This window comes from Endozoicomonas numazuensis, from assembly GCF_000722635.1.
GTDB lineage: Bacteria > Pseudomonadota > Gammaproteobacteria > Pseudomonadales > Endozoicomonadaceae > Endozoicomonas_A > Endozoicomonas_A numazuensis.
Genome location: NZ_JOKH01000002.1, coordinates 824,083 through 847,315, shown reverse-complemented (window position 1 = coordinate 847,315; position 23,233 = coordinate 824,083). Strand labels below are relative to the sequence as shown.

20 protein-coding genes are annotated in these 23,233 nt (G+C 47.8%); 15 read left to right on the top strand and 5 right to left on the bottom strand.

Annotation, left to right across the window (positions count from 1 at the left end):
• Window positions 1-158: 158 nt before the first annotated feature.
• Window positions 159-1,514 carry a DEAD/DEAH box helicase gene (locus GZ78_RS11050; protein WP_051786145.1) on the top strand — a complete coding sequence of 452 codons (1,356 nt, stop codon included), beginning with the start codon at window positions 159-161 and terminating at the stop codon, window positions 1,512-1,514.
• Between the two features lie 38 nt (window positions 1,515-1,552).
• On the opposite strand, the gene GZ78_RS11045 is transcribed toward GZ78_RS11050, so the two are convergent.
• The gene (locus GZ78_RS11045) at window positions 1,553-1,939 is read right to left on the bottom strand and encodes a YybH family protein (protein WP_034835391.1); all 387 of its coding nucleotides are present in this window, start codon (window positions 1,937-1,939) and stop codon (window positions 1,553-1,555) included.
• Window positions 1,940-2,229: 290 nt separating this feature from the next.
• On the opposite strand from GZ78_RS11045, the gene GZ78_RS29435 reads away from it, so the two are divergent.
• Window positions 2,230-2,379 (top strand): hypothetical protein, encoded by a 150-nt coding sequence (locus tag GZ78_RS29435; RefSeq protein ID WP_161787363.1) that lies wholly within the window; start codon window positions 2,230-2,232, stop codon window positions 2,377-2,379.
• On the opposite strand, the gene queG is transcribed toward GZ78_RS29435, so the two are convergent.
• Window positions 2,376-3,467, bottom strand: coding sequence for a tRNA epoxyqueuosine(34) reductase QueG (queG, locus tag GZ78_RS11040; RefSeq protein WP_034835389.1), 1,092 nt, complete (start codon window positions 3,465-3,467; stop codon window positions 2,376-2,378). The two genes, GZ78_RS29435 and queG, sit on opposite strands and share 4 nt — an antisense overlap.
• Before the next feature lie 556 nt (window positions 3,468-4,023).
• On the opposite strand from queG, the gene GZ78_RS11035 reads away from it, so the two are divergent.
• From GZ78_RS11035 to mutL, 6 genes are all read left to right on the top strand, one after another.
• On the top strand, window positions 4,024-4,596 hold the full coding sequence (locus GZ78_RS11035) for a hypothetical protein (protein WP_051786064.1): 573 nt from the start codon (window positions 4,024-4,026) through the stop codon (window positions 4,594-4,596).
• Between the two features lie 228 nt (window positions 4,597-4,824).
• A complete protein-coding gene (locus GZ78_RS11030; protein WP_034835388.1) occupies window positions 4,825-6,360 on the top strand; it encodes a bifunctional ADP-dependent NAD(P)H-hydrate dehydratase/NAD(P)H-hydrate epimerase in 1,536 nt (511 codons plus the stop codon).
• A 53-nt stretch (window positions 6,361-6,413) separates the two neighbouring features.
• Window positions 6,414-6,905 (top strand): tRNA (adenosine(37)-N6)-threonylcarbamoyltransferase complex ATPase subunit type 1 TsaE, encoded by a 492-nt coding sequence (gene tsaE / locus GZ78_RS11025; RefSeq protein WP_034835387.1) that lies wholly within the window; start codon window positions 6,414-6,416, stop codon window positions 6,903-6,905.
• Window positions 6,890-8,296 carry an N-acetylmuramoyl-L-alanine amidase family protein gene (locus GZ78_RS11020; RefSeq protein ID WP_081869793.1) on the top strand — a complete coding sequence of 469 codons (1,407 nt, stop codon included), beginning with the start codon at window positions 6,890-6,892 and terminating at the stop codon, window positions 8,294-8,296. Before tsaE ends, GZ78_RS11020 begins: the two co-directional genes overlap by 16 nt.
• A 346-nt stretch (window positions 8,297-8,642) precedes the next feature.
• Window positions 8,643-9,644, top strand: coding sequence for a hypothetical protein (locus tag GZ78_RS11015; RefSeq protein ID WP_161787362.1), 1,002 nt, complete (start codon window positions 8,643-8,645; stop codon window positions 9,642-9,644).
• A gap of 104 nt (window positions 9,645-9,748) precedes the next feature.
• Entirely contained in the window at window positions 9,749-11,689 is a 1,941-nt protein-coding gene (gene mutL, locus GZ78_RS11010; RefSeq protein WP_034835385.1) for a DNA mismatch repair endonuclease MutL, read from the top strand.
• Between the two features lie 58 nt (window positions 11,690-11,747).
• On the opposite strand, the gene GZ78_RS11005 is transcribed toward mutL, so the two are convergent.
• The gene (locus GZ78_RS11005; RefSeq protein WP_034835383.1) at window positions 11,748-13,145 is read right to left on the bottom strand and encodes an MBL fold metallo-hydrolase; all 1,398 of its coding nucleotides are present in this window, start codon (window positions 13,143-13,145) and stop codon (window positions 11,748-11,750) included.
• A gap of 361 nt (window positions 13,146-13,506) precedes the next feature.
• Between GZ78_RS11005 and GZ78_RS27405 the strand changes: the two genes are divergently transcribed.
• Window positions 13,507-14,163 carry a TetR/AcrR family transcriptional regulator gene (locus GZ78_RS27405; RefSeq protein ID WP_051786063.1) on the top strand — a complete coding sequence of 219 codons (657 nt, stop codon included), beginning with the start codon at window positions 13,507-13,509 and terminating at the stop codon, window positions 14,161-14,163.
• A 38-nt stretch (window positions 14,164-14,201) separates the two neighbouring features.
• On the opposite strand, the gene GZ78_RS10995 is transcribed toward GZ78_RS27405, so the two are convergent.
• Both GZ78_RS10995 and GZ78_RS10990 read right to left on the bottom strand, forming a co-directional pair.
• Window positions 14,202-16,082 (bottom strand): autotransporter domain-containing protein, encoded by a 1,881-nt coding sequence (locus tag GZ78_RS10995; RefSeq protein ID WP_081869792.1) that lies wholly within the window; start codon window positions 16,080-16,082, stop codon window positions 14,202-14,204.
• An 82-nt stretch (window positions 16,083-16,164) separates the two neighbouring features.
• Window positions 16,165-16,665 (bottom strand): autotransporter domain-containing protein, encoded by a 501-nt coding sequence (locus GZ78_RS10990; protein ID WP_034835380.1) that lies wholly within the window; start codon window positions 16,663-16,665, stop codon window positions 16,165-16,167.
• A 340-nt stretch (window positions 16,666-17,005) separates the two neighbouring features.
• Here GZ78_RS10990 and miaA point away from each other — a divergent pair, with 340 nt between their 5' ends.
• From miaA to GZ78_RS10960, 6 genes are all read left to right on the top strand, one after another.
• Window positions 17,006-17,977, top strand: coding sequence for a tRNA (adenosine(37)-N6)-dimethylallyltransferase MiaA (gene miaA / locus GZ78_RS10985; protein WP_051786062.1), 972 nt, complete (start codon window positions 17,006-17,008; stop codon window positions 17,975-17,977).
• A gap of 294 nt (window positions 17,978-18,271) precedes the next feature.
• Entirely contained in the window at window positions 18,272-18,529 is a 258-nt protein-coding gene (gene hfq, locus GZ78_RS10980; RefSeq protein WP_034836467.1) for an RNA chaperone Hfq, read from the top strand.
• A 374-nt stretch (window positions 18,530-18,903) separates the two neighbouring features.
• Window positions 18,904-20,193: a ribosome rescue GTPase HflX gene (gene hflX / locus GZ78_RS10975; RefSeq protein WP_034835379.1), complete on the top strand. Its 1,290-nt coding sequence runs from the start codon at window positions 18,904-18,906 to the stop codon at window positions 20,191-20,193.
• Window positions 20,194-20,622: 429 nt separating this feature from the next.
• Window positions 20,623-21,801 carry an FtsH protease activity modulator HflK gene (hflK, locus tag GZ78_RS10970; RefSeq protein ID WP_034836465.1) on the top strand — a complete coding sequence of 393 codons (1,179 nt, stop codon included), beginning with the start codon at window positions 20,623-20,625 and terminating at the stop codon, window positions 21,799-21,801.
• A complete protein-coding gene (hflC, locus tag GZ78_RS10965; protein WP_034835377.1) occupies window positions 21,798-22,676 on the top strand; it encodes a protease modulator HflC in 879 nt (292 codons plus the stop codon). The genes hflK and hflC overlap by 4 nt, the downstream gene beginning before the upstream one ends.
• Window positions 22,677-22,918: 242 nt before the next feature.
• Window positions 22,919-23,104 carry a DUF2065 domain-containing protein gene (locus GZ78_RS10960; protein ID WP_034835375.1) on the top strand — a complete coding sequence of 62 codons (186 nt, stop codon included), beginning with the start codon at window positions 22,919-22,921 and terminating at the stop codon, window positions 23,102-23,104.
• Window positions 23,105-23,233: the final 129 nt, after the last annotated feature.

Below are 23,233 nucleotides of genomic sequence, written 5' to 3'. Positions count from 1 at the left end.
GTACCTATTTATACTTTAATCCAAAGTAGTATGTTTGTTTACCCTGGTACTTGAGGCAATATCAGTCTGATAGCTTCAATCAGGCAGATACTGTAAGCTGCCCACCCCTCCATGTCTTCAGCTCCGTTCTGCTGAATGACGCCAACCGAGAATGTTTCATGAGTTTTGACTCGCTGGGGTTATCAGCTCCCATCCTTCAAGCTGTTGCAGAACAGGGATATGACACTCCTTCGCCGATCCAATTGCAGGCTATCCCCGCAGTGCTTGAAGGCCATGATGTCATGGCAGCTGCGCAGACCGGTACTGGAAAAACTGCAGGTTTTACCCTGCCATTACTGGAAAAACTGTCGAAAGGACCACGTGTTCAGCCTAATCAGGTTCGGGCATTAATCCTGACGCCCACGCGAGAACTCGCTGCCCAGGTAGCAGATAGTGTAGAGACCTACAGTCGCCATCTTCCTCTCCGGTCAACCGTGGTATTTGGGGGGGTAAAGATCAACCCTCAGATGATGAAGCTGAGAAGAGGTGTGGATGTGCTGGTGGCAACGCCCGGCCGACTACTGGATCTTTATAACCAGAATGCGGTGAAGTTCAAGCAGTTGGAAGTGCTGGTACTGGATGAAGCAGACCGCATGCTGGACATGGGCTTTATTCACGATATTCGCAAAATTCTGGCGGTCCTGCCCAAGAGCAGACAAAGCTTGCTGTTTTCAGCCACTTTCTCGGACGACATTCGCAACCTGGCTAAAGGCTTGGTGCGTTCGCCTGTAGAAATTTCAGTCACTCCCAGAAACGCCACCGCTAAGTCGGTAGATCAATGCGTCTGTCCTGTGGATAAAAGCAAAAAAGCGGCTTTGCTGACTCAGTTGATCAAAGAGAATAACTGGAATCAGGTGCTGGTGTTTACTCGCACCAAGCATGGTGCAAACCGTCTGACACGGCACCTCGAAGACAAGGGGATTCAGGCCGCAGCGATTCATGGCAATAAGAGTCAGAATGCCCGGACCAAAGCTCTGGCTGAATTTAAAAGTGGCAAAATTCGGATTCTGGTCGCTACTGATATCGCTGCTCGGGGGCTGGATATTGACCAGTTGCCGCAAGTCGTTAACTTTGACCTGCCAAATGTAGCTGAAGACTATGTTCATAGAATTGGACGAACAGGTCGAGCGGGTGCAACCGGGCAGGCCGTTTCTCTGGTGTGTGCAGACGAATTGAAAGAGCTGGTGGCCATTGAAAAGTTGACTCGGCAGGTTATTGATAGAGAGATCATTCCTGGTTTCAAGCCAGTCAATGCTTTACCTGAATCCAAACTGGATACACGTCCTCCCAAACGCAAGAAACCTAAAAAGCTAAAGCAGCCTAAGGTTGAGCATCATGATGGTCAGCGCTCCGGGGAGGTTTCCAGAGGGCATAAACCAACAACTTCTGCAAAAGGCAAACCGACAACGGAAAAGAGGGAAGGGGGTCAAAAGCCAAGGCGAAGGAAGCCCAGACCAAAAAGTTCAGATTCATAGAGAGTGGCCAGTCATACCGATAGACTGGCTATCAATGACTAAATGGGGGACTGCGAAATATGCTGATGTCGGATCAGCCATTGCCCAGAATGATTCTCCAGAAAAACAGTGACCCGGATGCGAGTCTCTTCAGAGCCTTTGACATGTAATATCATGCAGAGGCAGGCGGCTTCGCCAAACTGGTAAACATCAGGCTCTCCCATGTCGGCTTCAAAAGGTTCGCTGGAGTTAAAATATTCAGTGAACCTCTTTCTCAGGGTCTCCCTTTCATTCAAATTGACATGTAAACCAAAACTGTGGGGCTCATCATCCGTTACAAATAGCGACATGATGCCATGGACGTCTTTATTCTGAATGTAGTGATCGTATTGTTTAACAAGGTGAAGAAAGGGGGTGAGTGAATCACCCGATAACTTTACAGACATGGCTCAAAACCTTTGGAATCATCGGCTCAGTAGCTCCTAAGGGTAGTCCATGTGTCGGTGTGTGGATAACCGAAGCTGGCTTTAGTTCTTTGATGTGTATCAACTCTGTCTGTTCAGACGCTGCTTATTATGGTGCTTATACCCATCACATATTCTAACTACGCTATTGCGCTGGCAAACTGAACACAATTCCAGTATTGGAATTCCTCGCAATAGCTAGCCATTACTCGTCATTTCGTCTTGGTCTTATGTCCAGCTTGCCATGCTCATTGGAAGGCTATCAGACCCTTATGGCTGACTTTGGGAAGCGCTATCCTGAGCAAACAGCGGATTACCTGAATGCCTTTGAACGTACTGATACGTTTATGGCGACTGAGTTGAATACCGAAGCATCAACCAGTGATCTGGATCATCGCACGATTCCGGGTCTGCAGATTTAATTGTCTCTTTGTGGGCTGTGCTGCTTAAGAGCCCAGTCCACATGTTCTTTTACCAGTTCTGAAGGGTAGTCCTTACGCTGGTGAAGAGCGGCCAGTACTTTCTCGGTTGTTGGGGCATTTCCCAGGCCTACCGCCAGGTTCCTCAACCAGCATTCAAAGCCTGCTCGCCGAATAGGTGAGCCTGCCGTTCGTTCCAGAAATTCTTCTTCAGTCCACAGAAACAGATCAGCAAGGTCGCTGTTATCCAGATGATGACGAGGCTGAAAGTCGCTTTCCTGAGTATGTTTGGCAAATCGATTCCAGGGGCAGGTCAGCTGACAGTCATCGCAGCCAAATACCCTGTTCCCCATTTTACTGCGTAACTCCACAGGAATAGGGCCGCTGTTTTCAATGGTTAAATAGGAAATGCATTTTCGGGCATCGACCTTGAAAGGTTCGACAATGGCGCTGGTAGGGCAGATATCTATGCAGGCACTGCAACGACCGCAATGATTTTTGTCATAGGGATCATCGGTAGGCAGGGGTAAATTAGTAAACAGCTCTCCCAGAAAGAAGAAAGAACCTGCCTGACGGTTAATGATTAGTGAGTGTTTGCCCATCCACCCCAGGCCCGCTTGCTGAGCGAGTGGCCTCTCCATAACGGGAGCGCTGTCCACAAAAGCCCGGTAACCGTGCTCTCCAGTCACCTCTTCTATTTTTTTACCCAGCCGAGTGAGTCGCTTGCGAATCAGTTTATGGTAATCACGTCCCAGAGCGTATCGTGAGATGTAGGCTTTTTCGGGCTCCTGGAGAATTTTTATGGTTTCTGTTTCAGCAGGAAGGTAATCCATTCTGGCAGAAATGATCCGAATGACCCCCTCATGGAGCTTCTCTGGATGGCACCTTAGTTCCTTATGTCGCTCCATATACTCCAGATCACCATGAAGGCCCTGATCCAGCCATTCCTGAAAGTGCTTCTTGTCCTGTTCTGGAATTCGGGCTTCAGTAATTCCCACAGCCTGGAAACCTAATTCTCTGGCCCAGAGGCGAATATCGTCAGCCAGTTTTTGATAATCAAGGCTTTCAGGGGAGGTATTGGTGTTGGACACGTTAATCTGTTGCTGCCGGGAAAGAATCTATGAGTGTAGGCAAGCATTCTAACACACCCATTCTTGAGAACGCCCCCTAATGAATTTGAGGTTTGGTAAATTTGGAGACAAGTGTATGATGCTAAGTCGATTGAATTATCTAAAAATAAGAAATTATTGAATCTTTCTTAATCCAAAGTCATCGATGTTGTGGCAGTAAAACTGACGAGTGGATATCGGGCTAAAGAAGTCTTGGTACAGAGCCGTTTCGTGGATTGGTAGAGCTATCGAGGCAGTGTTTTTGGTGGCGATATAGCAGATGTTACAACAAAACCAGTGGATCGTAGCCAGAAAAACATGTCAGTTTGGGCGAAGTGCCTCTTTGTGAGGCTTCCTAAAAAACGATAAAGTAAGTGCTCCTGTACCTGTAAATCATGATTAAATGAACAATTTGCAGTACTAAAATAAAAAAGCTTGAGAAGTAAGTCATAAATCCGATTTTTGTGTCAGAAAAACCTGGATCAGATTATTATAATTCTCTCCGCTTAATGTAGGTATTTAGCTAGAGGCAGTGCAAATGGAAAGTGCCAGTAGCGTAGTTTGGGATATTTCGCATTTTAACGAAAAGAAAAAAGCCGCAGACTTTTTTGATTCATTGAGAACAGTCTTTGCGGTTTATAGTCCTGGAACTTCACAGATTTACACCAACTATGATGTGTTTTGGAGCACCTATAACAAGGAAAAACTGGTGGTTCTACCCAACCAGCATGCTCATCATGACACCTTCTTTGAAATAGAGCAGGATGCTACCCGAGCTTCCGGTATCTTTGTTATTCCTGGTGAAATCCTCGGTAGGGAAGAGTTGCATGTCGCTCTACCCAAAAGCAAAGGGCGTAAAACTAAACCCGTCCTTGCTGAAAGAGGCATTGAACTGTTTGCCAAGGCGTATGAAAACCGTTACCCCGGTAAGTATTTTGTCCCTATTGTGACGACAGGAGATCTGCGAGAGTTCAACAAAAGAGCTCCCCTGCTTCATCTTCACATGTTGGATGTAACCCGCCTCAAGGGACTGTCGCCTTTCAAGCGTGAAGACCTTAAACAGTCAATCGTTTCTCGTCTGGAGAATATCCGGGACGTACAGGTGGCCTGAGTTAACGATAACCCAGGCTGTTTCAGCCGTCTTAGAGTACATTCAAGGCTTTCGATTCAGAAGGCAGTGGATTCCTATAACTGAAAAACACGATTACAGTGTCTTTCAGCCATTTCTCTATTGTCAGAAAACGTGCATCTCCTGACACCTCGATCTATCCTTTCCCACTGACTTTGGCTGTTCGATCAGCGCTATTGCAGGTAAGCTTTTTAATAGAGGTAAAAGCTGATGCAGAAAAGCGACCCAATCGCACCAGAAGATCGGATTTATACTGCCGGGCAAGTCCGTAAGCTTGATTACACGGCAATCAATGATTTTCAGATTAAGAGTTTTGAATTGATGATTCGGGCTGCCCGGACAGCTTTCCGATCTTTGATGAATCACTGGCCTGATCTTCTGGACGGCCATTGTCTGCAAGTTTTTTGTGGTAGCGGTAATAATGGTGGTGATGGCTATCTGGTAGCCATGTTGGCTGCCAAACGCGGTATTAAGGTTTCTGTGTGTGCCTTGTCCTCTCCAGATAAATTGTCAGGGGATGCCCGGTCAGCCTACGAGGCATGTCTGGCGGAAGACGTTGAAGTTGAATCATATACACCCAAAACCCAGCTGTTTGGAGATGTTCTTGTAGATGCCATGTTAGGCACCGGATTAGCAAGAGAAGTCACAGGGAATTACCGCGAGGTTATTATACGTATCAATGAATCAGAACGACCGGTTCTGGCACTTGATATTCCATCCGGTCTTTGTGCTGATAGAGGCGTTGCTCTGGGAACCGCTATAAAAGCAAATGTGACAGTGACTTTTATTGGTATGAAGGCAGGCCTTCTTACAGGTAGGGGAAAAGAGCTGTCCGGGCACGTTGAGTTTACCGATCTTGATGTGCCGAAAGCCGTTTATGATGCAGTCCCCAGTGAAGTTATACGGCTGTCAGAAAATAGACTGAGTGGCTGGGTTCAGCCTCGGGCCAGAGATTTACACAAAGGCGACAATGGGCATGTTATGGTGGTGGGAGGGAATCATGGCATGCCGGGAGCTGCCATTATGTCGGCAGAAGCAGCATTGTATTGTGGGGCTGGCCGAGTCACGGTGGCCACTCGTCAAGAACATCTATTGGCTCTGGCAGCCCGTCGACCAGAATTGATGGCGTCGGCAGTTTCAGGTGCGAAAGACCTTCGTTTATTAATGGAAGGCAAAGATTTAGTGGTTGTAGGGCCTGGATTGGGAAGAGATTCATGGACCCGGGAGTTACTCACTGAAGTACTAAAATCCGAGTGTCCTATTGTGGTAGATGCCGATGGCCTCAATATTATCTCGGAAGATCCTGCATTGCTAAAAGATCGAAAGTGCCCGATGATTCTAACGCCTCATCCTGGTGAAGCATCACGATTACTGAATACCCAAATTTCAACGATCAATGCTGACCGGATACAGGCTGTAAAAGAATTATTCAATAAATACGATGCAACAGTCGTATTAAAGGGCGCAGGCACTCTGATTTATGATGGTCAGATCGTAAGTCTGTGTTCCGACGGTAATCCCGGGATGGCTGTTGCAGGTATGGGGGACGTGCTGAGTGGGGTGATTGCGGCTCTTTCTGCCCAAGGAATAAAAAGTAATGATGCTGCCGCGCTGGGCGTTTGGTTGCATGCAACCGGAGCCGATCTTCTGGCAAAGCAGCAGGGTGAACGAGGCATGCTGGCGTTGGAAACAGTTCCTCATATAAGAAGCCAGCTGAACAGAATAGCAAACAGCTTTGAGCTGTAGAAAGTCATGAATACTGAACTGGTGTCAGTTCCAGTCAACGTAATAGAGAGTGTATGGAAGGCAGGATTGAGCTGCTAATTAATAATGAGCAGGAAATGGTGCAGCTGGGTAGGGAACTGGCTGAAGTCAGCGGCGGTCATGCCGTCATTTATCTGGTGGGAAATCTGGGAGCCGGAAAGACCACTCTATGCCGGGGTATTTTGCATAGCCTCGGCCATCAGGGTGCCGTTAAAAGTCCTACTTATACATTGGTCGAGCCATATAGTGTTGATGGTCAGCAAATCTATCACTTTGATCTGTATCGACTGGCGGATCCTGAAGAACTCGAATTTATCGGGGGGCGGGATTACTTCGAGGAAGACTGCCTGTGCTTGATTGAATGGCCATGTAAAGGTGAAGGCGCTCTGCCCGATGCGGATCTGGAAGTACAACTGGATTACAACCTACCCGGACGTAAAGCCCTGATTAAAGCGGGGACTGAGCGTGGGAAGGTGATGCTGAAACAGCTGCTGGGACGGCAGGAGGGAGAATGTCGTCAGGGATAAAGACGTGGTTCAGTCATAGCAATTTCAGGTCAACAGACACCGAACGATCAAAGCCGAGAGCGGCTGTTCGTCGATCTGTTTTTCTTTTTGCCGCGCTTTTGCTGCTTCCACTGCATCTGTTTGCGACTCAGGTGAATGATATTCGTGTCTGGCGTTCGCCGGATAAAACCCGGTTGGTATTTGATGTATCTGACGAAGTTGCTCATTCGCAGTTTTTTTTGGAGAACCCCCAAAGGCTTGTGCTTGATATTCGTGGCACTCGAAAGCCTGCCACTGTTGGCACCCCCAGCCTCAGTACTACGCCGATCAGTAAAATTCGATACGGTGTTCGAAATAACAAGGATTTACGCATAGTCCTGGATCTTAAGAATAAGGTCACCAGTAAAAGCTTTCTGCTGAAGCCTAATGCGACTTACGGCTATCGTCTTGTTGTTGATCTCTTTGATGGTCAGAAGAAAGCGGTAACCCCTATCAAGCAGCCCAGTCAGCCTTCTTCCAGAAGAGACATTGTTGTGGCAATTGATGCTGGCCATGGTGGTGAAGACCCGGGAGCTCTGGCCTATGGCGGAGGACATGAAAAATCGGTGACTCTGAACATTGCCAAAGACCTTGCGGCCTTGTTGAAAAAAGAGCCTGGTTTTAAACCTGTGCTGGTGAGAACCGGAGATTACTACATCCCACTGCGTGAACGCACAAGTGTTGCCCGAAAGTCGGGAGCAGACTTGTTTATCTCTATCCACGCCGACGCCTTTACGGATCGAAGGGCGAACGGTGCTTCTGTGTTTGCCCTGTCTCGAGGTGGCGCAACTTCAGAGACGGCTCGGTGGCTGGCCCAGAGAGAAAACTCATCCGATCAGATTGGTGGTGAAGGTGGGATTTCTCTGAGTGATAAAGACGATGTTCTGGCGGGCGTCTTACTGGATTTGTCCATGACATCAACACTGTCTTCCAGTCTGGAAGTGGGAGATAAGGTGTTGAAAAATATTGGTACCATCAACAGGCTGCATAAAAAACAGGTAGAGCAGGCTGCTTTTGTGGTTCTGAAGTCGCCCGATATCCCTTCGATTCTGGTTGAAACAGGTTTTATATCCAACCCTAAAGAAGGTCGGAAGTTGAAAACCCGTAACCATCAGCGTGCTCTGGCGCGACAAATTCACAAAGGTGTAAAAAGCTATTTTGTGAAAAAGCCGCCACCGGGCACCTTGCTGGCGAAACTCAAAGCAGACGGTAAGGTAAACACTCGTCCAGATCAGTACGTGATCCAGGCAGGGGACACCCTGTCAGAGATTGCCAGTCGTTTTGGTATCAGTCTGAGCTCATTGAAAACAGCCAACAAGATCAGCCGCTCTGATCGGATCAGAACCGGGCAGGTGCTGGTTATTCCGAACTAGTGCAGACAAGTGTTATATCCCATACCGTTCGCACTGAGCCTGTCGAAGTGCATGACCAGCATCCTTCGACAAGCTCAGGATGAACGGAGTATTTATAACCATTTGCATTAGAAGGTCCTTCATTGTCAGATGTGCTGACAGTCTGGTCAGTCCCATCCTGAGGGTTTTCCCATACAGTGTCGTTATGTGGAAATAAATTCACGGGGGAATGGCCATGCATGTGGGGGCTTCAGTCAATCCATTGCCAGTCAGTTCAACCAGCTCATTAAATGATGAGCTGTCTCCCCATGTCAGATCAGAACGTCTCTTCAACCAGGATAACAGGATCTGCCGACCTGAAAACCGCGTGTTTAGCGATTCCGTTAAAAAGTTGGATAATCGATCTATTGCTGAATTTGAGAACTTTTCTATTTCTTCTCCAGCGCTTGAAGCGCCGGAAGTCGACCTGTCTGATTTACTGGAATCGTATGAGATCATTACAGAATGCCCAGTACCTGACTCTGCTGTTCAGCCGTCTTCAAAGGGACTACTGGGTTGGCTGGAAGATATCGCTTCTCTCCTGATCCATTACTCAACACTGGGATATGTTCCCAAGAGAAAAAAACAGGCGGAAACTCTGATTGAGCTGATGCCTGAAATTTGTGAACAGGTGGTCAGGAGAGATCAGTCTGCAATAGCTCCGCCTGGTCCTTCCATACGGAGGCCTCAGCAGCCACCGGTAGAAAACCGTCCGCGTTTCAGGCGACAGCAACTAGTGCCAGAGCAAGTCTGGAAACAGAAAGAAATACAAAAAGAAATTGAAGCTCAAGAAGAGCAACGAAAGTTGGCAAAAGAGCTGGAAGCCTTGTCAAAAGAAATGAAGCTGGAGGAAGTGTCTGCAGAATCACCGGCGGTTGATTTAACTACCGGTTTACCCGTTCCTGAACTTGAAAATAAAGTCTGGGAGTTTCTGGTCAAGTCAGCTGATATTCTGGCTCCGGCAGGGGGAAAGGTGAAAGGGGCTGCTACCCAGATTGTCTCAGAGGAAAAAATAGATCAACTGCAGCAGTTACTGAAAGGCGTCATGAAAGACAGGGTACATTATGAAGTCAGTGAAAATCTCGGCCGACGCATTCTTCAGGTGGCTAAATTGTGTGGTTCAGCCAGTCCTTTACTTCCGGCTCTGACATTATTGGGCTACACCATTCCTGGTTGTCAGTTTATACCTGCCATGCTGACTCTGTGGCGGCTCAAGGATTTCAAGAACGAGATGTCGGCTCTTTACTATGACCGTAACGCAGCTCCGGCACTGGTTGATCTGACAATGAGTTGGGCTCCAACTCTGGTGTATAGTTTGCTGGGGTATTAGCGCAAGTTAATGGCTTGCCCATACTTGGCAAAAGCAGAGAGACACTGATAGTCTTTCTGGCAACTCTTCAATTCTCATAAGACTGGACTGATTTAGCTTCTTCTATGAAACCTATTCGTTTACTCGATACCCGCCTTGCTAACCAGATTGCTGCTGGTGAAGTGGTTGAGCGCCCTGCATCGGTTGTTAAAGAGCTGCTGGAAAACAGTCTTGATGCCGGGGCAAAAAGAGTCAATGTTGAGGTGGAAAGCGGTGGAGCCAAACTGATCCGAATTCGTGATGACGGTCACGGTATTGCCAAAGATGATCTGGCTTTGGCCTTGTCACGGCATGCAACCAGCAAGATCTCTGAACTGGAAGATCTGGAAGGCGTGGGGACTCTGGGGTTCAGGGGAGAGGCTCTGGCATCCATCAGTTCTGTCTCTCGTCTAACACTCACCTCTCATACTGAAGGGCAGGAATCTGGCTGGCAGGTTCGTACCGAAGGGCGAGATATGGAGGCTGTTGTGAATCCGGCCCCCCATCCGGTGGGTACCACGATTGAAGTGAAAGATCTTTTCTTCAATACGCCAGCCCGCCGTAAATTTCTGAGAACTGAAAAAACAGAGTTTTCACATCTTGAAGAGGTGGTTAAGCGATTGGCTCTCTCCAGGTTCGATGCGGGGTTTAGTCTCAGGCATAACCAGCGCAGCATCCATCAGTTGAGACCTTGCAATACTCAGGCAGAGAAAGATCGCAGAGTGGCCTCATTGTGTGGACCAAAGTTTATAGAAAACTCGGTTATTGTTGATGTTGAAGTATCAGGGCTGAAACTCTGGGGCTGGGTTGGATTACCGACTTTTTCTCGATCCAGCGCTGATCTGCAGTATTTCTTTGTAAACGGTCGGGTTATCAGGGACAGACTGGTAGCCCATGCTGTTCGTCAGGCTTATCGTGATGTGTTATACGGCGGTAGACATCCAACATTTGTCTTGTATCTCGATCTGGACCCAGCTCTGGTCGATGTCAACGTACACCCAACCAAGCATGAAGTTAGATTCAGAGATGGCCGCACCGTACATAATTTCCTCTTCAGTACATTACACCGTGCTTTAGGTGAGGTGTCGCCAGAAGATCAGCTGCCTTCCGGGGCATTGTCTTCACAGCCACAAACACGGGCGTCGGGTATTGAAGGTGGAGAGTTCAAAAACCAGGAAAGCATGCACTTGTCATCGGTGCCTGCCACGACCTCCTATTCTTTTGAAAATGCGTCTGGATCGTCTTCAGCCGGCTCCGGAGCCAGACTGGTGAGAGAAACACCTGAGCCTGGTCAGGTTCAGAAACAGATGCAAGCATACAGCTCGCTGTATGCTTCTGGCGCGTCAGAACAGGCGTCAGTTCAGGAAGGTCAGTCGTTAGCTGTCAATGATGTATCCGTTATGCAAGCTGCACCCGTTAATTTACCTGAGCAGACGGCGGATATACCGCCATTGGGTTTTGCCATCGCCCAGTTGAAAGGTATTTTCATTCTTTCTGAAAATGAGCAGGGCATGATTCTGGTTGATATGCACGCAGCCCATGAACGCATTACTTATGAGCGAATGAAGGTCTCATGGCATGCTGATGGGGTCAAAGCTCAGCCACTGCTGGTGCCCAAGTCCATTGCCGTCAGTGATCGTGAGGCGACCTGTGCAGAAGAAAACTCGGAGTATTTCAAAAAGCTTGGGCTGGCTCTGGAGCGTATGGGGCCAGAAACGCTTCTGGTCCGACAAGTACCCGTCATGCTTCACAATGCCGACGTAGAAAAGCTGGTTCGTGATGTTCTTTCTGATTTGATGCAGCACGGTGGCAGTGATCGTGTAGAAAGTCAGATCAATGAAGTTTTAGCAACAATGGCATGCCATGGCTCTGTAAGAGCCAATCGTCGTCTTTCAATCGAAGAGATGAATGCATTGCTTCGTGATATGGAGCGAACAGAGCGCAGTGGGCAATGTAATCATGGCAGGCCGACCTGGACTTTGCTGACACTGGATCAGTTGGATAAGTTGTTTTTGAGAGGACGATAAAATCAGGGTGAATGGCAGCTGTTGTGGATCACAGCTGCCATCAGTGCTCTGAGAAGGCTTATAGAGCAGCTTTCGCTCTAGTAACCAGATCGTTCAGGAACATGGTTTCATAGTGATTAATATCATTAGCTCGCTCTTTCATAGCGACAAGAACATCGTACTTGAGCTTTTTATTCTGGGCATTTTCGGGCTCAACGGCTTCTACCATTTCAATGAAATAGAGCGCTTTTTCCAGTTCACCTGAGTCCAGGTTGGATTGAGCTTTATTAATGATAGGGCCAGTACTGCCTACCAGTTCAATCAGCTCCGGGTATGTGGCTTGCATGGGAACACTGTACATTTCATTAGCGGTTTCCATTTTGAACCAGCCTGTGTAGGCCTCCCAGATACTTTTAACGCCCCAGGACAGCTTGCCATGAGCTTCGAACAGATAGAGTTCTTCTGGCAGCTTAATCTCTTCCATCAGGGTATAAACATCTTTACCGGCATTCATGCCTTCAATAACAGCATCGTCCACATACTGAACGGCATCACGGGTGCGGGTGATGGTTTCCTTGATGTACTCCTTACCTTGTACAGGATAGAAATGACTGGGAATGATCATTTCCGGTTCCAGCTCCAGCATCAGGTTTAATGACTCTACATAAGGACGAGTAAAGCGTGCCCGCTCACCCCGTATCGTAGTCAGGTTTGGCCACATACCAAACATGTGACCGAATACGTCACCGGTAAACAGGATTTTTCGTTCAGGCATCCAGACAGAGACGTTGTCGTAACCTTCTGCACCAGGCGTATGGTATACGACGAACTTCTGACCTCCGGTAGTGAACTCATAAGGCTCGCTGTCAATAACGGTTTCCGGCTCCACAATCGGGTAGGCTTTCTGAATCAACTTGGTGGTCAGTCCACCAAAGTCAGGCAGGTCCGGAATGTCGTTAGGGAAGAACAGTTTGTTCTTTGGCATAACATGAGGAATAAGATCTTTCAGGTATTGCTGATTGAACAGAAACTCTCTTTGAACAATGACTTCAGTATCATCGTTGGCAAATTCTTTAATACCGGAATAGTGATCAGCGTGAGCGTGTGTCAGGACAATATGCGAGAAAGGCTTACCATTCACCCGGTTAAGCTTGTCGGCCAGAGTATTTTCCTGCAGAGGACGACCTGCCAGACCGGTATCAATCAGAATGTTTCCTTCATCCGTTTCAACCATGACTGCATTGGCAGTCCCTCGAGCCTGATAAATGCCATCGACTATTTTGATGGCATCGGTGTACTCCCTGCCAAAGCCATCCAAATCTCTTGTTTTTGGCTGCCAGTCATGGGGTTGGTAAATAGGCTCTTTTGTCTCGCCTTCTGCTTTTACCTGGGATGTTGTGGTGGGTTCATCTGATCCGCAGCCTGCCAGTCCAACGGCAACGCCTGCCATCAGAACAGCACGTAATGTCTTTTTCATTCTTATTTTCCATCTGCTTGGCTTTTTAGGTAAAGGGTTGGTTATCAATGTCCCTTCTGTCCTCAAGACCGCCTGGCATGTACAACGTCTTCATGCTTGAACTTAAGAGTTAAGACTTAAATATTAGGTTGAACCATACAAAATATGATATTAGTTGTAAACATCTGTTCAGCCGTTACGTTTGCAGTCAGTGGCATTTTGCTGTTCGACTTTATCGTTTAGTGGATTTGGCTTCTGGGTGTAAACTTCGGCTTTCGATTTGAAAATGCAGCCATTATTGCTTTGTTTTCAGTTCTGATGATCAGGCCGCTGCGGTTCTGTAATACACGTCTATAGTAGTCTGGATAAAAAGGAGTTGCCCATGCGTCAGGATACCGCTGCGACCAAGGCGCGTATTATCGCCATTGCCGAAAAGCTGTTTGCTACCAAAGGGGTTGAAAACGTCACCCTGACTGAGATTAATCATAAAGCGGGTCAGAAGAATCGCTCGGCACTGCAATATCATTTCGGTGGCAAGAAAGAGTTGATAGAAGCGATTATCCACAAGCATCTGTTCTGTATCGATGAAGACAGAAACAAGATGCTCGATGAGTTTGAGAAGCAACGGTCGGTATCTGGAAAGGATATTGCCAGGGCTATTGTTATCCCGCTGGCGAACCGGTTGAGTGCCAAAGGAGGGCTTAGTTACATCAGGATCACGGCCCAGCTGTTTGGCGATAGAAAATTTCCCTATCTGCATCAGGATGATATTGCCAACCACTTTTCATCTGAGCGACTGTGGAAGTTTATGAGGAAAGCCGGATTGGAGCTGCCTGAGCCTTTATTATTTACCCGTACAGTCGTCATTCTCTCAACATTGTTTAATGGGCTGGCTAACTATGCCCAGATATCCGAGTTTGGAAAAAAACTGCCAGCAGGTGTGAATAATGACCTGTTCATTCAGGATCTGGTTGAGAGTGTAGAAGCTCTGCTGACGAAACAGCCGTCAGCAGAGTTAAGAGAACTTCTTGAACACTGATCTCAGACCAGATCCTGCCATTCTTGAGCGGTCTGGTTTTAGAGAGACCAGGATATTCCCAGTTGCAAGGCCTGATAATCAGTCTGATAGTCATCCGCCTTGCTGACCTGATAGCTGCCGTAAACTTCCACTTCAGGTGTCAAGTTGTGTCCTAATCTAACTTTCATTCGCAAAGCATCGTTGTTGCTGATATCTGCTGGTAAGTAAGCCATACGGGAAATGCCTTTCTGTTGTAGATTGATTGTTCTCAGATCATCGTTATTGAGGTCTTTGTTGTAATCAATCTGGATACCTAAACGTGTTTTGTCGTTAATGGCATCCAGAAAAACGCCTGCTGCAGCATTCTTGAAATCCAGCTCCTGATCCCCGAATACCATAGCGGTCTGGTTATCTCCGGACTCGGTAAAGCCATCGGTTGATGATTTGTGGTAGCTGGCCGAAACAATGGGGCCTGCTTTGAGTTGTCCGTTGTCATAGAGCGCATAGCCAGCATCCAGTGTTAAACCATAGAGTTTGCCTGAAGTGGAGCTGCTTTCTTTACGAGTATGAGCACCTAAATGGAAGCCGCGCTTATTTTTGTAATCGAGATCAAGATAGTTCACTGCGGCGTTGGAAAAGAATCTTTCCCGTTGATAGCTGACAAAAAGACTGCCACCGACGCTGTCGGTTTTATAGTTGGACTGTTCCGGTTCGTGCCGGGTTTCAGCTCCTTGCAGGGCCGCACCCAGCTTGAGTCCTTCAGTCAGCTGGTAGTGAAGACCTGCATGGATGAAATAGCCCTTGCTGTCATTGGTTTTATTATCAACAGCATCATAAATCTGATTTTCTACTCCGGCTCCGCCGCCAAAGAATGACAAAGTACCAGGCTCCAGTTCTTGCCAGCGATGTTGTGCCATTTCATTAAAAATACTGTTGTCCAGAGTCGTTGAATGAGAATCCGCAATTCTTGGGAGGCTGCCTATTTCGGTGGCCCCTCTGATCGCCTGCAGAATGTAGTCGCTGGCAATTCTATTCATGACACTGGTGCCGTGAAATCCGTCCCAGTAAACGGACTTCTGTGCATCGCCAGTAATGATTCTGGCAGACCCGTTGGAGGGAGCTACGCAGGGAACGCCAGGGTCTTTGTTAACCATGCAGGTAATTGGAACATTTTGCGGGGGTAAATCAACGAAGCCGAAAGAAGCCGGATTTTGGGATACTTCTTTAACCAGTCCATTCAGGTTCAGGAAAAGCATATTAGCCTGGGATTTATGGAGATTATTGAGTAAGGCGCTGTTTATTTGATTGCTGGCCAGATTCAGCTGAGCTCTGGAGTCCTTGAGCAGATTTTCGCCTCCCGGTGTTTCTCCAACATCGGGTACATTCGTTATAATGATATAGCGGGCACCAAAGTTGTGAAGAGCATTGGCGCTTTCGATGAGATTCTGGGCGGCATGGAGCGGTGTTCGTGATTTGTTAACGATATCTTTTACATCATTGCCACCGCCCATTAGTAGGTAGAGAGCTTTCCTATCCGCCTGTCCCTGGTATTTCATGAAAAAGGTATTTTGTTTTTGAGCCTGAATGAAGGCTTGGTTGGCATTCGGAGTGTAGGGGGTATCAGACGTAACGGATAACAGGATCTCTTTGCTGGTATTGCCCGCTACGGCGTAGTCATTACCACCATCCACTGAAGGGCGAAGGTTAAGCTTTAAAGTGCTGGATACGTTCTGAAATGTGACGGTCTTATCGGTAAAAATAAGGGGTACTTCCATTCCCATGACAGGTGCCTTGAGGTTTCCGATATCAGAAAGACTGTCTCCAAACCCGAAGATCTGACTGAAAAGCTCATCCGAATGAGCCTGGGATATCATTATGGAGAGCAATGCTGCTGAAATAGCTTTTGGCAAAGAGGGCTTGAAAGAAGAAAAAGATTTCATGATAAACCTTTGTTTGCATTAACATTTTTGCTGGGTGTTTTACTCAGTGAATACCAGAAAGTCCGGAAAGGGGCTTATAGGACTAGGAAATGCCCAGTTGAATCATCTGGTAATCGGTTTCATGGTCGTTGGCTTTGGCGAGCTGATAACTGCCTGTAACAATGGGGTCTGCTTTTATTAAACCGTCGTCGTATAGTGCATGTCCGGCATCCAGAACAGCTCCATAGAGTTTGCCGCTGGTTGAGCTGCTTTCCCTGCGCTGTTGTGAGCTCAGGTTAAATCCACGTTTATTGTGATGGTCGAGATTCAGGTAGTTTACCGTCAGGTCAGAAAAGAAACGTTCGCGGGTGATGTTGGCAAAAGCGCTGCCACCAGAACTCTGTGCCTTGATGTTGATTTTCGTGGCAATACTGGCTTCAGTCAGGCTAGGGCCCGGGTTGCCCGTGTCTGACAAACTGTCTCCAAAGCTGTAAACAGACTTATAAAGAGGGTGAGAGGCTAGAGCAGCGGTAGTCATTGCACCGGTAATGGCCAGGGTCAGTGCCTTTAAACCGGAAGTTTTGAAGGGCGAAAGATGTTTCATGATTGACTCATACTGAATAGGACTCTCTGTATGAGAGTAAAAGGAAGATGGAGTGTCTGAGTGCTCAGATCAAACAGCAGTAAGTATGGTCAAAAAAATCAGATTATGGGCATTATCGAGAGATGCCAATGAGGTATTGGCTCAAAGGGGTTTTGCAATGGGCTCAATAGCAGACTGTTTTTGTACAGTTCCAGATACCCTCTGTCGTTTATCTATGGGATTAAAATTCAGTTGGCTAAGGAACTATTTTTCTGGTTTTCAGTCTATCGCTTTTGATCCCGGGAACGCTTCAGGTACACTCAGCCCCCGTTTTTTCTAATAATGCTTTATTTTTCTGGTTATGGCATCCGATCCGAATACACAGACAGACCTTTCTGAAGAAAAACTGCCACCGGCTATTTTTCTGATGGGGCCCACGGCATCCGGCAAAACGGATCTGGCTATTCAGCTGGCAGAGAAGTTGCCTTGTGAGCTGATCAGCGTTGATTCCGCTCTGGTCTACAAAGGTATGGATATCGGGACCGCCAAGCCCACGGCAGAAGAGTTGGCACGTGTCCCACACCGACTGATTGATATTCGGGATCCTTCCGAACCTTACTCAGCGGCAGACTTTCGTGTGGACGCTCTCAGGGAAATGACGGAAATTACTAATAGGGGAAATATACCTCTGCTTGTGGGAGGTACCATGCTCTATTTCAAGGCGCTTCGAGACGGGTTAGCTACCTTGCCAGCAGCTGACCCTGAGATCAGAGAAGCTCTGATGAATAGAGCTCAGTCCGAAGGCTGGCATGCACTTCATGAAGAGCTGAAAACGGTTGATCCTGTGGCGGCTGCTCGTATCAAGCCAACAGATACCCAGCGGCTGCAAAGGGCTCTGGAAGTCTACCATGCGACAGGCAGGGCACTTTCACTCTGGCATCAAGAGCAGGAATCCAGTCGTTTACCCTATAATGTCGTGAACTTGGCCATTGCCCCCAAAGACCGCGCAGTCCTTCACCAAAGGATTGAAACGCGCTTCAAACAGATGCTGGACGGACACTTTATCGATGAAGTGAAAGCCCTCTATGAACGGGGTGACCTGGATATTTCACTGCCTTCCATCAGGGCAGTTGGTTATCGCCAGGTTTGGGGGTATCTTGAAGGAGAGATGGACTATTCCACCATGGTGGAAAGAGGTGTGATCGCTACCCGACAACTGGCCAAGCGGCAGTTGACCTGGTTAAGAAGCTGGTCGGATGTCCACTGGCTGGACAGCTTGTCAGAAAACAGGGTAGAAGATGCCTTGAAATGGCTGAATCCCGTCCATATATAAGGGATAATAAGCGAGTGATTTCTGTACGAGTCTCCTGACCTCGGCTTTGTATTGGTTTAAAGCATTGGAAAAGACTGGTACGTAAGCACCTGCAATAGTTTCTGCAGGTCCGGCATGAGTAGCTAGTATTACCTATTGATGGCAGTGCGGGGCATCGCTTACTGTTGCCCAGCTAAATTTCTGGGCTGTACACAGATTGAACAATCAGGTACTGGCGCTGCCGGTCAAACGAATAGCCCACCTAGAAGTGAACAAAGGCTATTCAAAATCCGAGAATTAATAAGGAGTACAGAAATGTCAAAAGGGCATTCTCTACAAGACCCTTACCTTAATGTGCTGCGTAAAGAGCGCGTGCCAGTTTCCATATATCTGGTAAACGGCATTAAACTCCAGGGGCAGATCGAATCTTTCGATCAGTTCGTAATCCTTCTGAAAAACACTGTTAGCCAGATGGTTTACAAGCACGCAGTATCCACTGTAGTGCCAAGCCGTCCGGTACGCCTGCCAATGCAGGGTCAGGAAGGTATGGCCGAGCACGACGAGCAGGAATAATTTTTTGCTGGTTGACTGAAAGGCGCTTTATAGCGCCTTTTGGCGTTTATGAGTTTTATGAAAAACAGCTGTGTAGAATAAGAACCGGGCAGTATACTGTTAAACCACCGGTAGTCTGTTTTCGGCAATCTATTCAGACCGTTCCGATATCATCCTGTTCTGTATATGAAGTACAGTGACAGTTAGCAGCCATGAGAAAATGTGTCGTCCTGCTGCATGCCGCCAAAGGCTGAATCATTCAAGAGCGACGCCTGTTCATGGTTATTGACCCCTAGCGAAAGAAAAATACTGTGCACTGCTGATATTTAAAATACCGGTGTCTTATATTTTCATGGTTATACCATCGCGGAAGAGAATAATTTCAGGAGTTCTGTTTGTTTTTTGAGCGCCATGAAGGTGGTGAAAGTGCAATCCTTGTTCATCCGGATATGAGTGAAGACAAGGAACGGGAAGATCCGCAGGAATTTATGGAGCTGGTCCGTTCTGCAGGAATTGAAACCCTCGCATTTATCACAGTGAATGTCCGATCTCCCTCTCCCCGTTATTTTGTCGGTCCTGGCAAAGTAGAAGAAATTCGTCAGTCTGTTTTACAGCACAAAGCCGAAGTGGTTTTGGTGAATCATGCTCTGTCTCCCAGTCAGGCCAGAAACCTTGAGAAAGAGCTGGAGTGTCGGGTCATCGACCGTACCGGGCTGATACTGGATATTTTTGCCCAGCGTGCCAGAACCTTTGAAGGTAAGTTGCAGGTCGAGTTAGCCCAGCTGGAATACATGAGTACCCGGTTGATTCGTGGCTGGACTCACCTTGAAAGACAAAAAGGCGGTATTGGTCTTCGGGGGCCGGGTGAAACCCAGCTGGAAACAGACCGTAGATTGCTCCGGGCGAGAATTAAGAGCATCACCCGTAGATTGCAAAAAGTGCGTAAACAGCGTGAGCAGGGACGTCGTTCTCGAAAGCGTGCTGAGGTGCCACAGGTCTCTCTTGTAGGCTATACCAATGCTGGCAAGTCGACCTTGTTCAATAGCATGACCCAGTCAGATGTTTATGCTCAGGATCAGTTGTTTGCAACATTGGACCCTACGTTGCGCAGACTGGACCTTGCTGATCTGGGGCCTGTTATTCTGGCCGATACCGTTGGATTTATCCGTCACTTGCCGCATAAGCTGGTAGAGGCTTTCAGAGCGACGCTGGAAGAAACCCGTCAGGCTGACTTGTTGTTGCATGTGATTGATGCCCACGACCCTGAACGTCTGGAAAATATCAAAGAGGTCCATGAGGTCCTTAAAGAAATTGATGCCAATGACGTGCCAACATTACAGATCTACAACAAGATCGATCTGTTGGCTGAAGTTGTGCCAAAGATTCAGCGTGACGATAATGGTCTGCCTGAAAGAGTTTGGGTTTCGGCCAAAACCGGTGCGGGTCTGGAACTCATTGAACAGGCGATTACCGAGCTGCTGGGCGATGATATGGTTCAGGGGCGCTTGCAACTGCAGGCTGCTCAGGGAAAGGTTAGAGCACGTTTGTACCGTTTAGGAGCAATCCAGTCAGAAGAGTATTCTGATAATGGTGAGCTGCTGCTTGATATTCGTATGCCCAGAAGTGACTTTGAGCGGGTCGCTAAACAGGAAGGATTGCAGGCAGATTGCCTGAGAGAAGGGTAGGTTTGCACCGGTTTGATGACTATTCCTGTGCCAGGAAGATGTGGAGATTACTAATATGAGCTTGCACTTCCTGCTATCCAAACTCTACAATCTGGCCTAGAACGACATAATTAGCCTTAGTCCGTCGCCGAAAGTCGTGGTGCCTGAAAAGTGCTGAATATTTCCTGTCCTTGTCATACCTTTGTTTTATGGGTTGGCTGGGGCACTCTGATAGCGGCACTACGCCTGGCCGGGCAAGGTCACGTTCATTGATCTGTCTGGCCGATCGCCTTATGGATTGTCATTTAGCTACTGTAAAAAAAGAGCTATGCCTGATGGTAAGGTTCTGGCTTTACAGTAAATAGTTTGCTCACAGAGCCAGTTTGGACGATGCAAGTCCTGACGCACCAGCTGGGCAGTGAATTCGTTACTGACTCTACGGAGACATATATGGCCTGGAACGAGCCGGGTGGAAACAGCCAGGATCCATGGGGTAGTGGAAATAATAAAGGCGGTGGTAAAAATCAAGGGCCGCCTGACCTGGATGATGCATTTCGCAAGCTGCAGGATAAGCTGAACTCTATGTTCGGTGGCGGCAAGAGTGGAGGCAGTTCAGGTGGTAACAATGATTCTGGTTCCTTTTCTGGAATGTTCATCGGAATTATTGTGCTAGCCATTGTCGCTTATCTCTGGAATGCGGTTTACACCGTCGATGAGAAAGAGCGTGCCGTTATTCTGCGCTTCGGAGTATATACGGAGACCGTTGGACCCGGTCTGCACATGTACTTCCCACCAATAGAAAGCAAATATCAGGAAAAGGTAACAGAGCTTCGTACCTATAACCTGCGACAGCAGATGTTGACGGAAGATGAGAACATTGTAGAAGTGTCCATGTCGGTCCAGTACAACATTGATGATGTTCAAAAGTATGTTCTGAATGTTGCCAAGCCTCTGATGAGTCTTGAGCAGGCTACTCAGAGTGCTCTGCGTCATGTGGTCGGCAGCTCTGAAATGTACCAGGTACTGACTCAGGGCCGTGAGGTTATGGGGCAGGAAGTCCGTAAGCGACTTCAGGATTACCAGGACAACTATGGAACAGGCCTGCGTATTGGTAAGGTCAACATTGAAAGTGCCCAGCCTCCCAAAGAGGTTCAGGCAGCTTTTGATGACGTGATCCGTGCCCGTGAAGACGAGCAGCGTGCCAAGAACAAGGCAGAAGCATACGCTAACAAAGTAATCCCGGAAGCTCGTGGTAAAGCTCAGCGGACTATTGAGGAAGCCAATGCTTATCGTGACGAAACCGTAGCCAGAGCTGAAGGTGAGGCTGAACGTTTCACCAAGCTGTTGACAGAATATCATCGTGCTCCTGATGTGACCCGTGAGCGTCTGTACATCGATACCGTACAAACTGTTCTCAGTAACACCAGTAAGGTACTGGTAGACGTCAAGGGAGGTAATAACATGATGTATCTGCCTCTGGATCGTCTGACTCAGGGTAAGTCATCCATGCCTTCCGGACAGTCTACAGATTTGAGCAGTCAGGATTTGTCAGATATCAGCAACCGGGTTGCAGAGGAGCTAAATAAACGAGTGAACAGTGCACGTAGCAGCGGGAGGGTTGGACGATGAGTCAGAAAGGTTTTACAGCCCTTATCGTTGGCCTGGTCGTTCTGATACTCGCCTGGGGTAGCCTGTTTGTCATTAACGAGCGTGAACGTGCTGTCCAGCTCCGATTTGGACAGTTGGTGGGTGATGACCTGAAACCGGGTCTTCACTTCAAATTCCCGTTTGTGGATAACGTTCGCATCTTTGATGCTCGTCTTCAGCATCTGGAAGTGCCCTCCGAGCGTTTCCTGACACTGGAGCAAAAGGCAGTCATTGTAGATTCCTACATTAAGTGGCGTATTGCTGATGTAGCCAAGTTCTACAAGGCTACAGCCGGTGATATCTTCCGTGCCAATACTCTGCTGTCTCAGCGTGCTGAGTCCAGAATGAGAAACAAGTTTGGTGCTTTGACACTGAACGAGGTGGTTTCAGGTCAGCGTGACCGACTGATGAATGACCTCACCGGTAATCTGGATAAAGTGGCCAAAGAAGAGCTGGGTGTCACCGTGGTTGATGTGCGTGTTAAACGGGTTGATTTACCTCCTCAGGTGAGTGACTCCGTATTTGAGCGTATGTCTTCCGAGCGTGAGAAAGAGGCGCAGGAGTACCGTTCCAAAGGTCAGGAAATGGCTGAAGGTATCCGTGCTAACGCCGATCGTGAGCAGCGTATTATTCAGGCAGATGCTTATAAAGAATCTGAGATTGTCCGAGGTGATGGTGATGCGACGGCTGCTGACGTGTATGCCAAAGCTTACCGCCAGGACCCTGAGTTCTATGCCTTTACCCGTAGTCTTAAGGCTTATGAAGAATCCTTCAACAGTACGGGTGATATCCTGTTGCTGGAGCCTGACAGCGACTTCTTTAACTACCTGAACAATAAGTCAGGTAGTAAGAAGTAACCTGTCAAAACCCGAAAATGCCACCTTTAAGGTGGCATTTTTTTGCTGGGCATTGCTCTGAAGCAATTTAGATAAACTGAGGCAGAGTAGCTATTTCAAGTGGTTGGCCAGAAACTGATAAATAATCGACAGCTGGTCGTGAACTCTGCTTCAGCCAGTGGTATGATACCGCAAACCGGGTTCTGCCCGGTTTTTTTGTGGGCCTGTTTGAGCTAAGTGCATAACGGAGTCATTCTGTGGATATGTTGCAATATTTGGGCATAGCCTTCAGCCTGATGCTGATATTGGAAGGCGTTGTGCCTTTTATGTACCCCCAGCGCTGGCGAAATATGGTCACAAAATTGTCAGAGATTGATAATCGACAGCTGCGTCTTGCAGGCTTTGGCAGCATGTTGGTGGGACTCATTATTCTGAGTATGCTCACGTAGTAGCGTGAATTGATCGGGAAAAATATTTGGCTTTACTGTTGCTCAGGGATATAGCTGTGGGCAGCTGAAATCAGTTTTTCCTCCCTATGGGAATGAAAAACTGTTCATGGAATATTCGCTGTATAAACA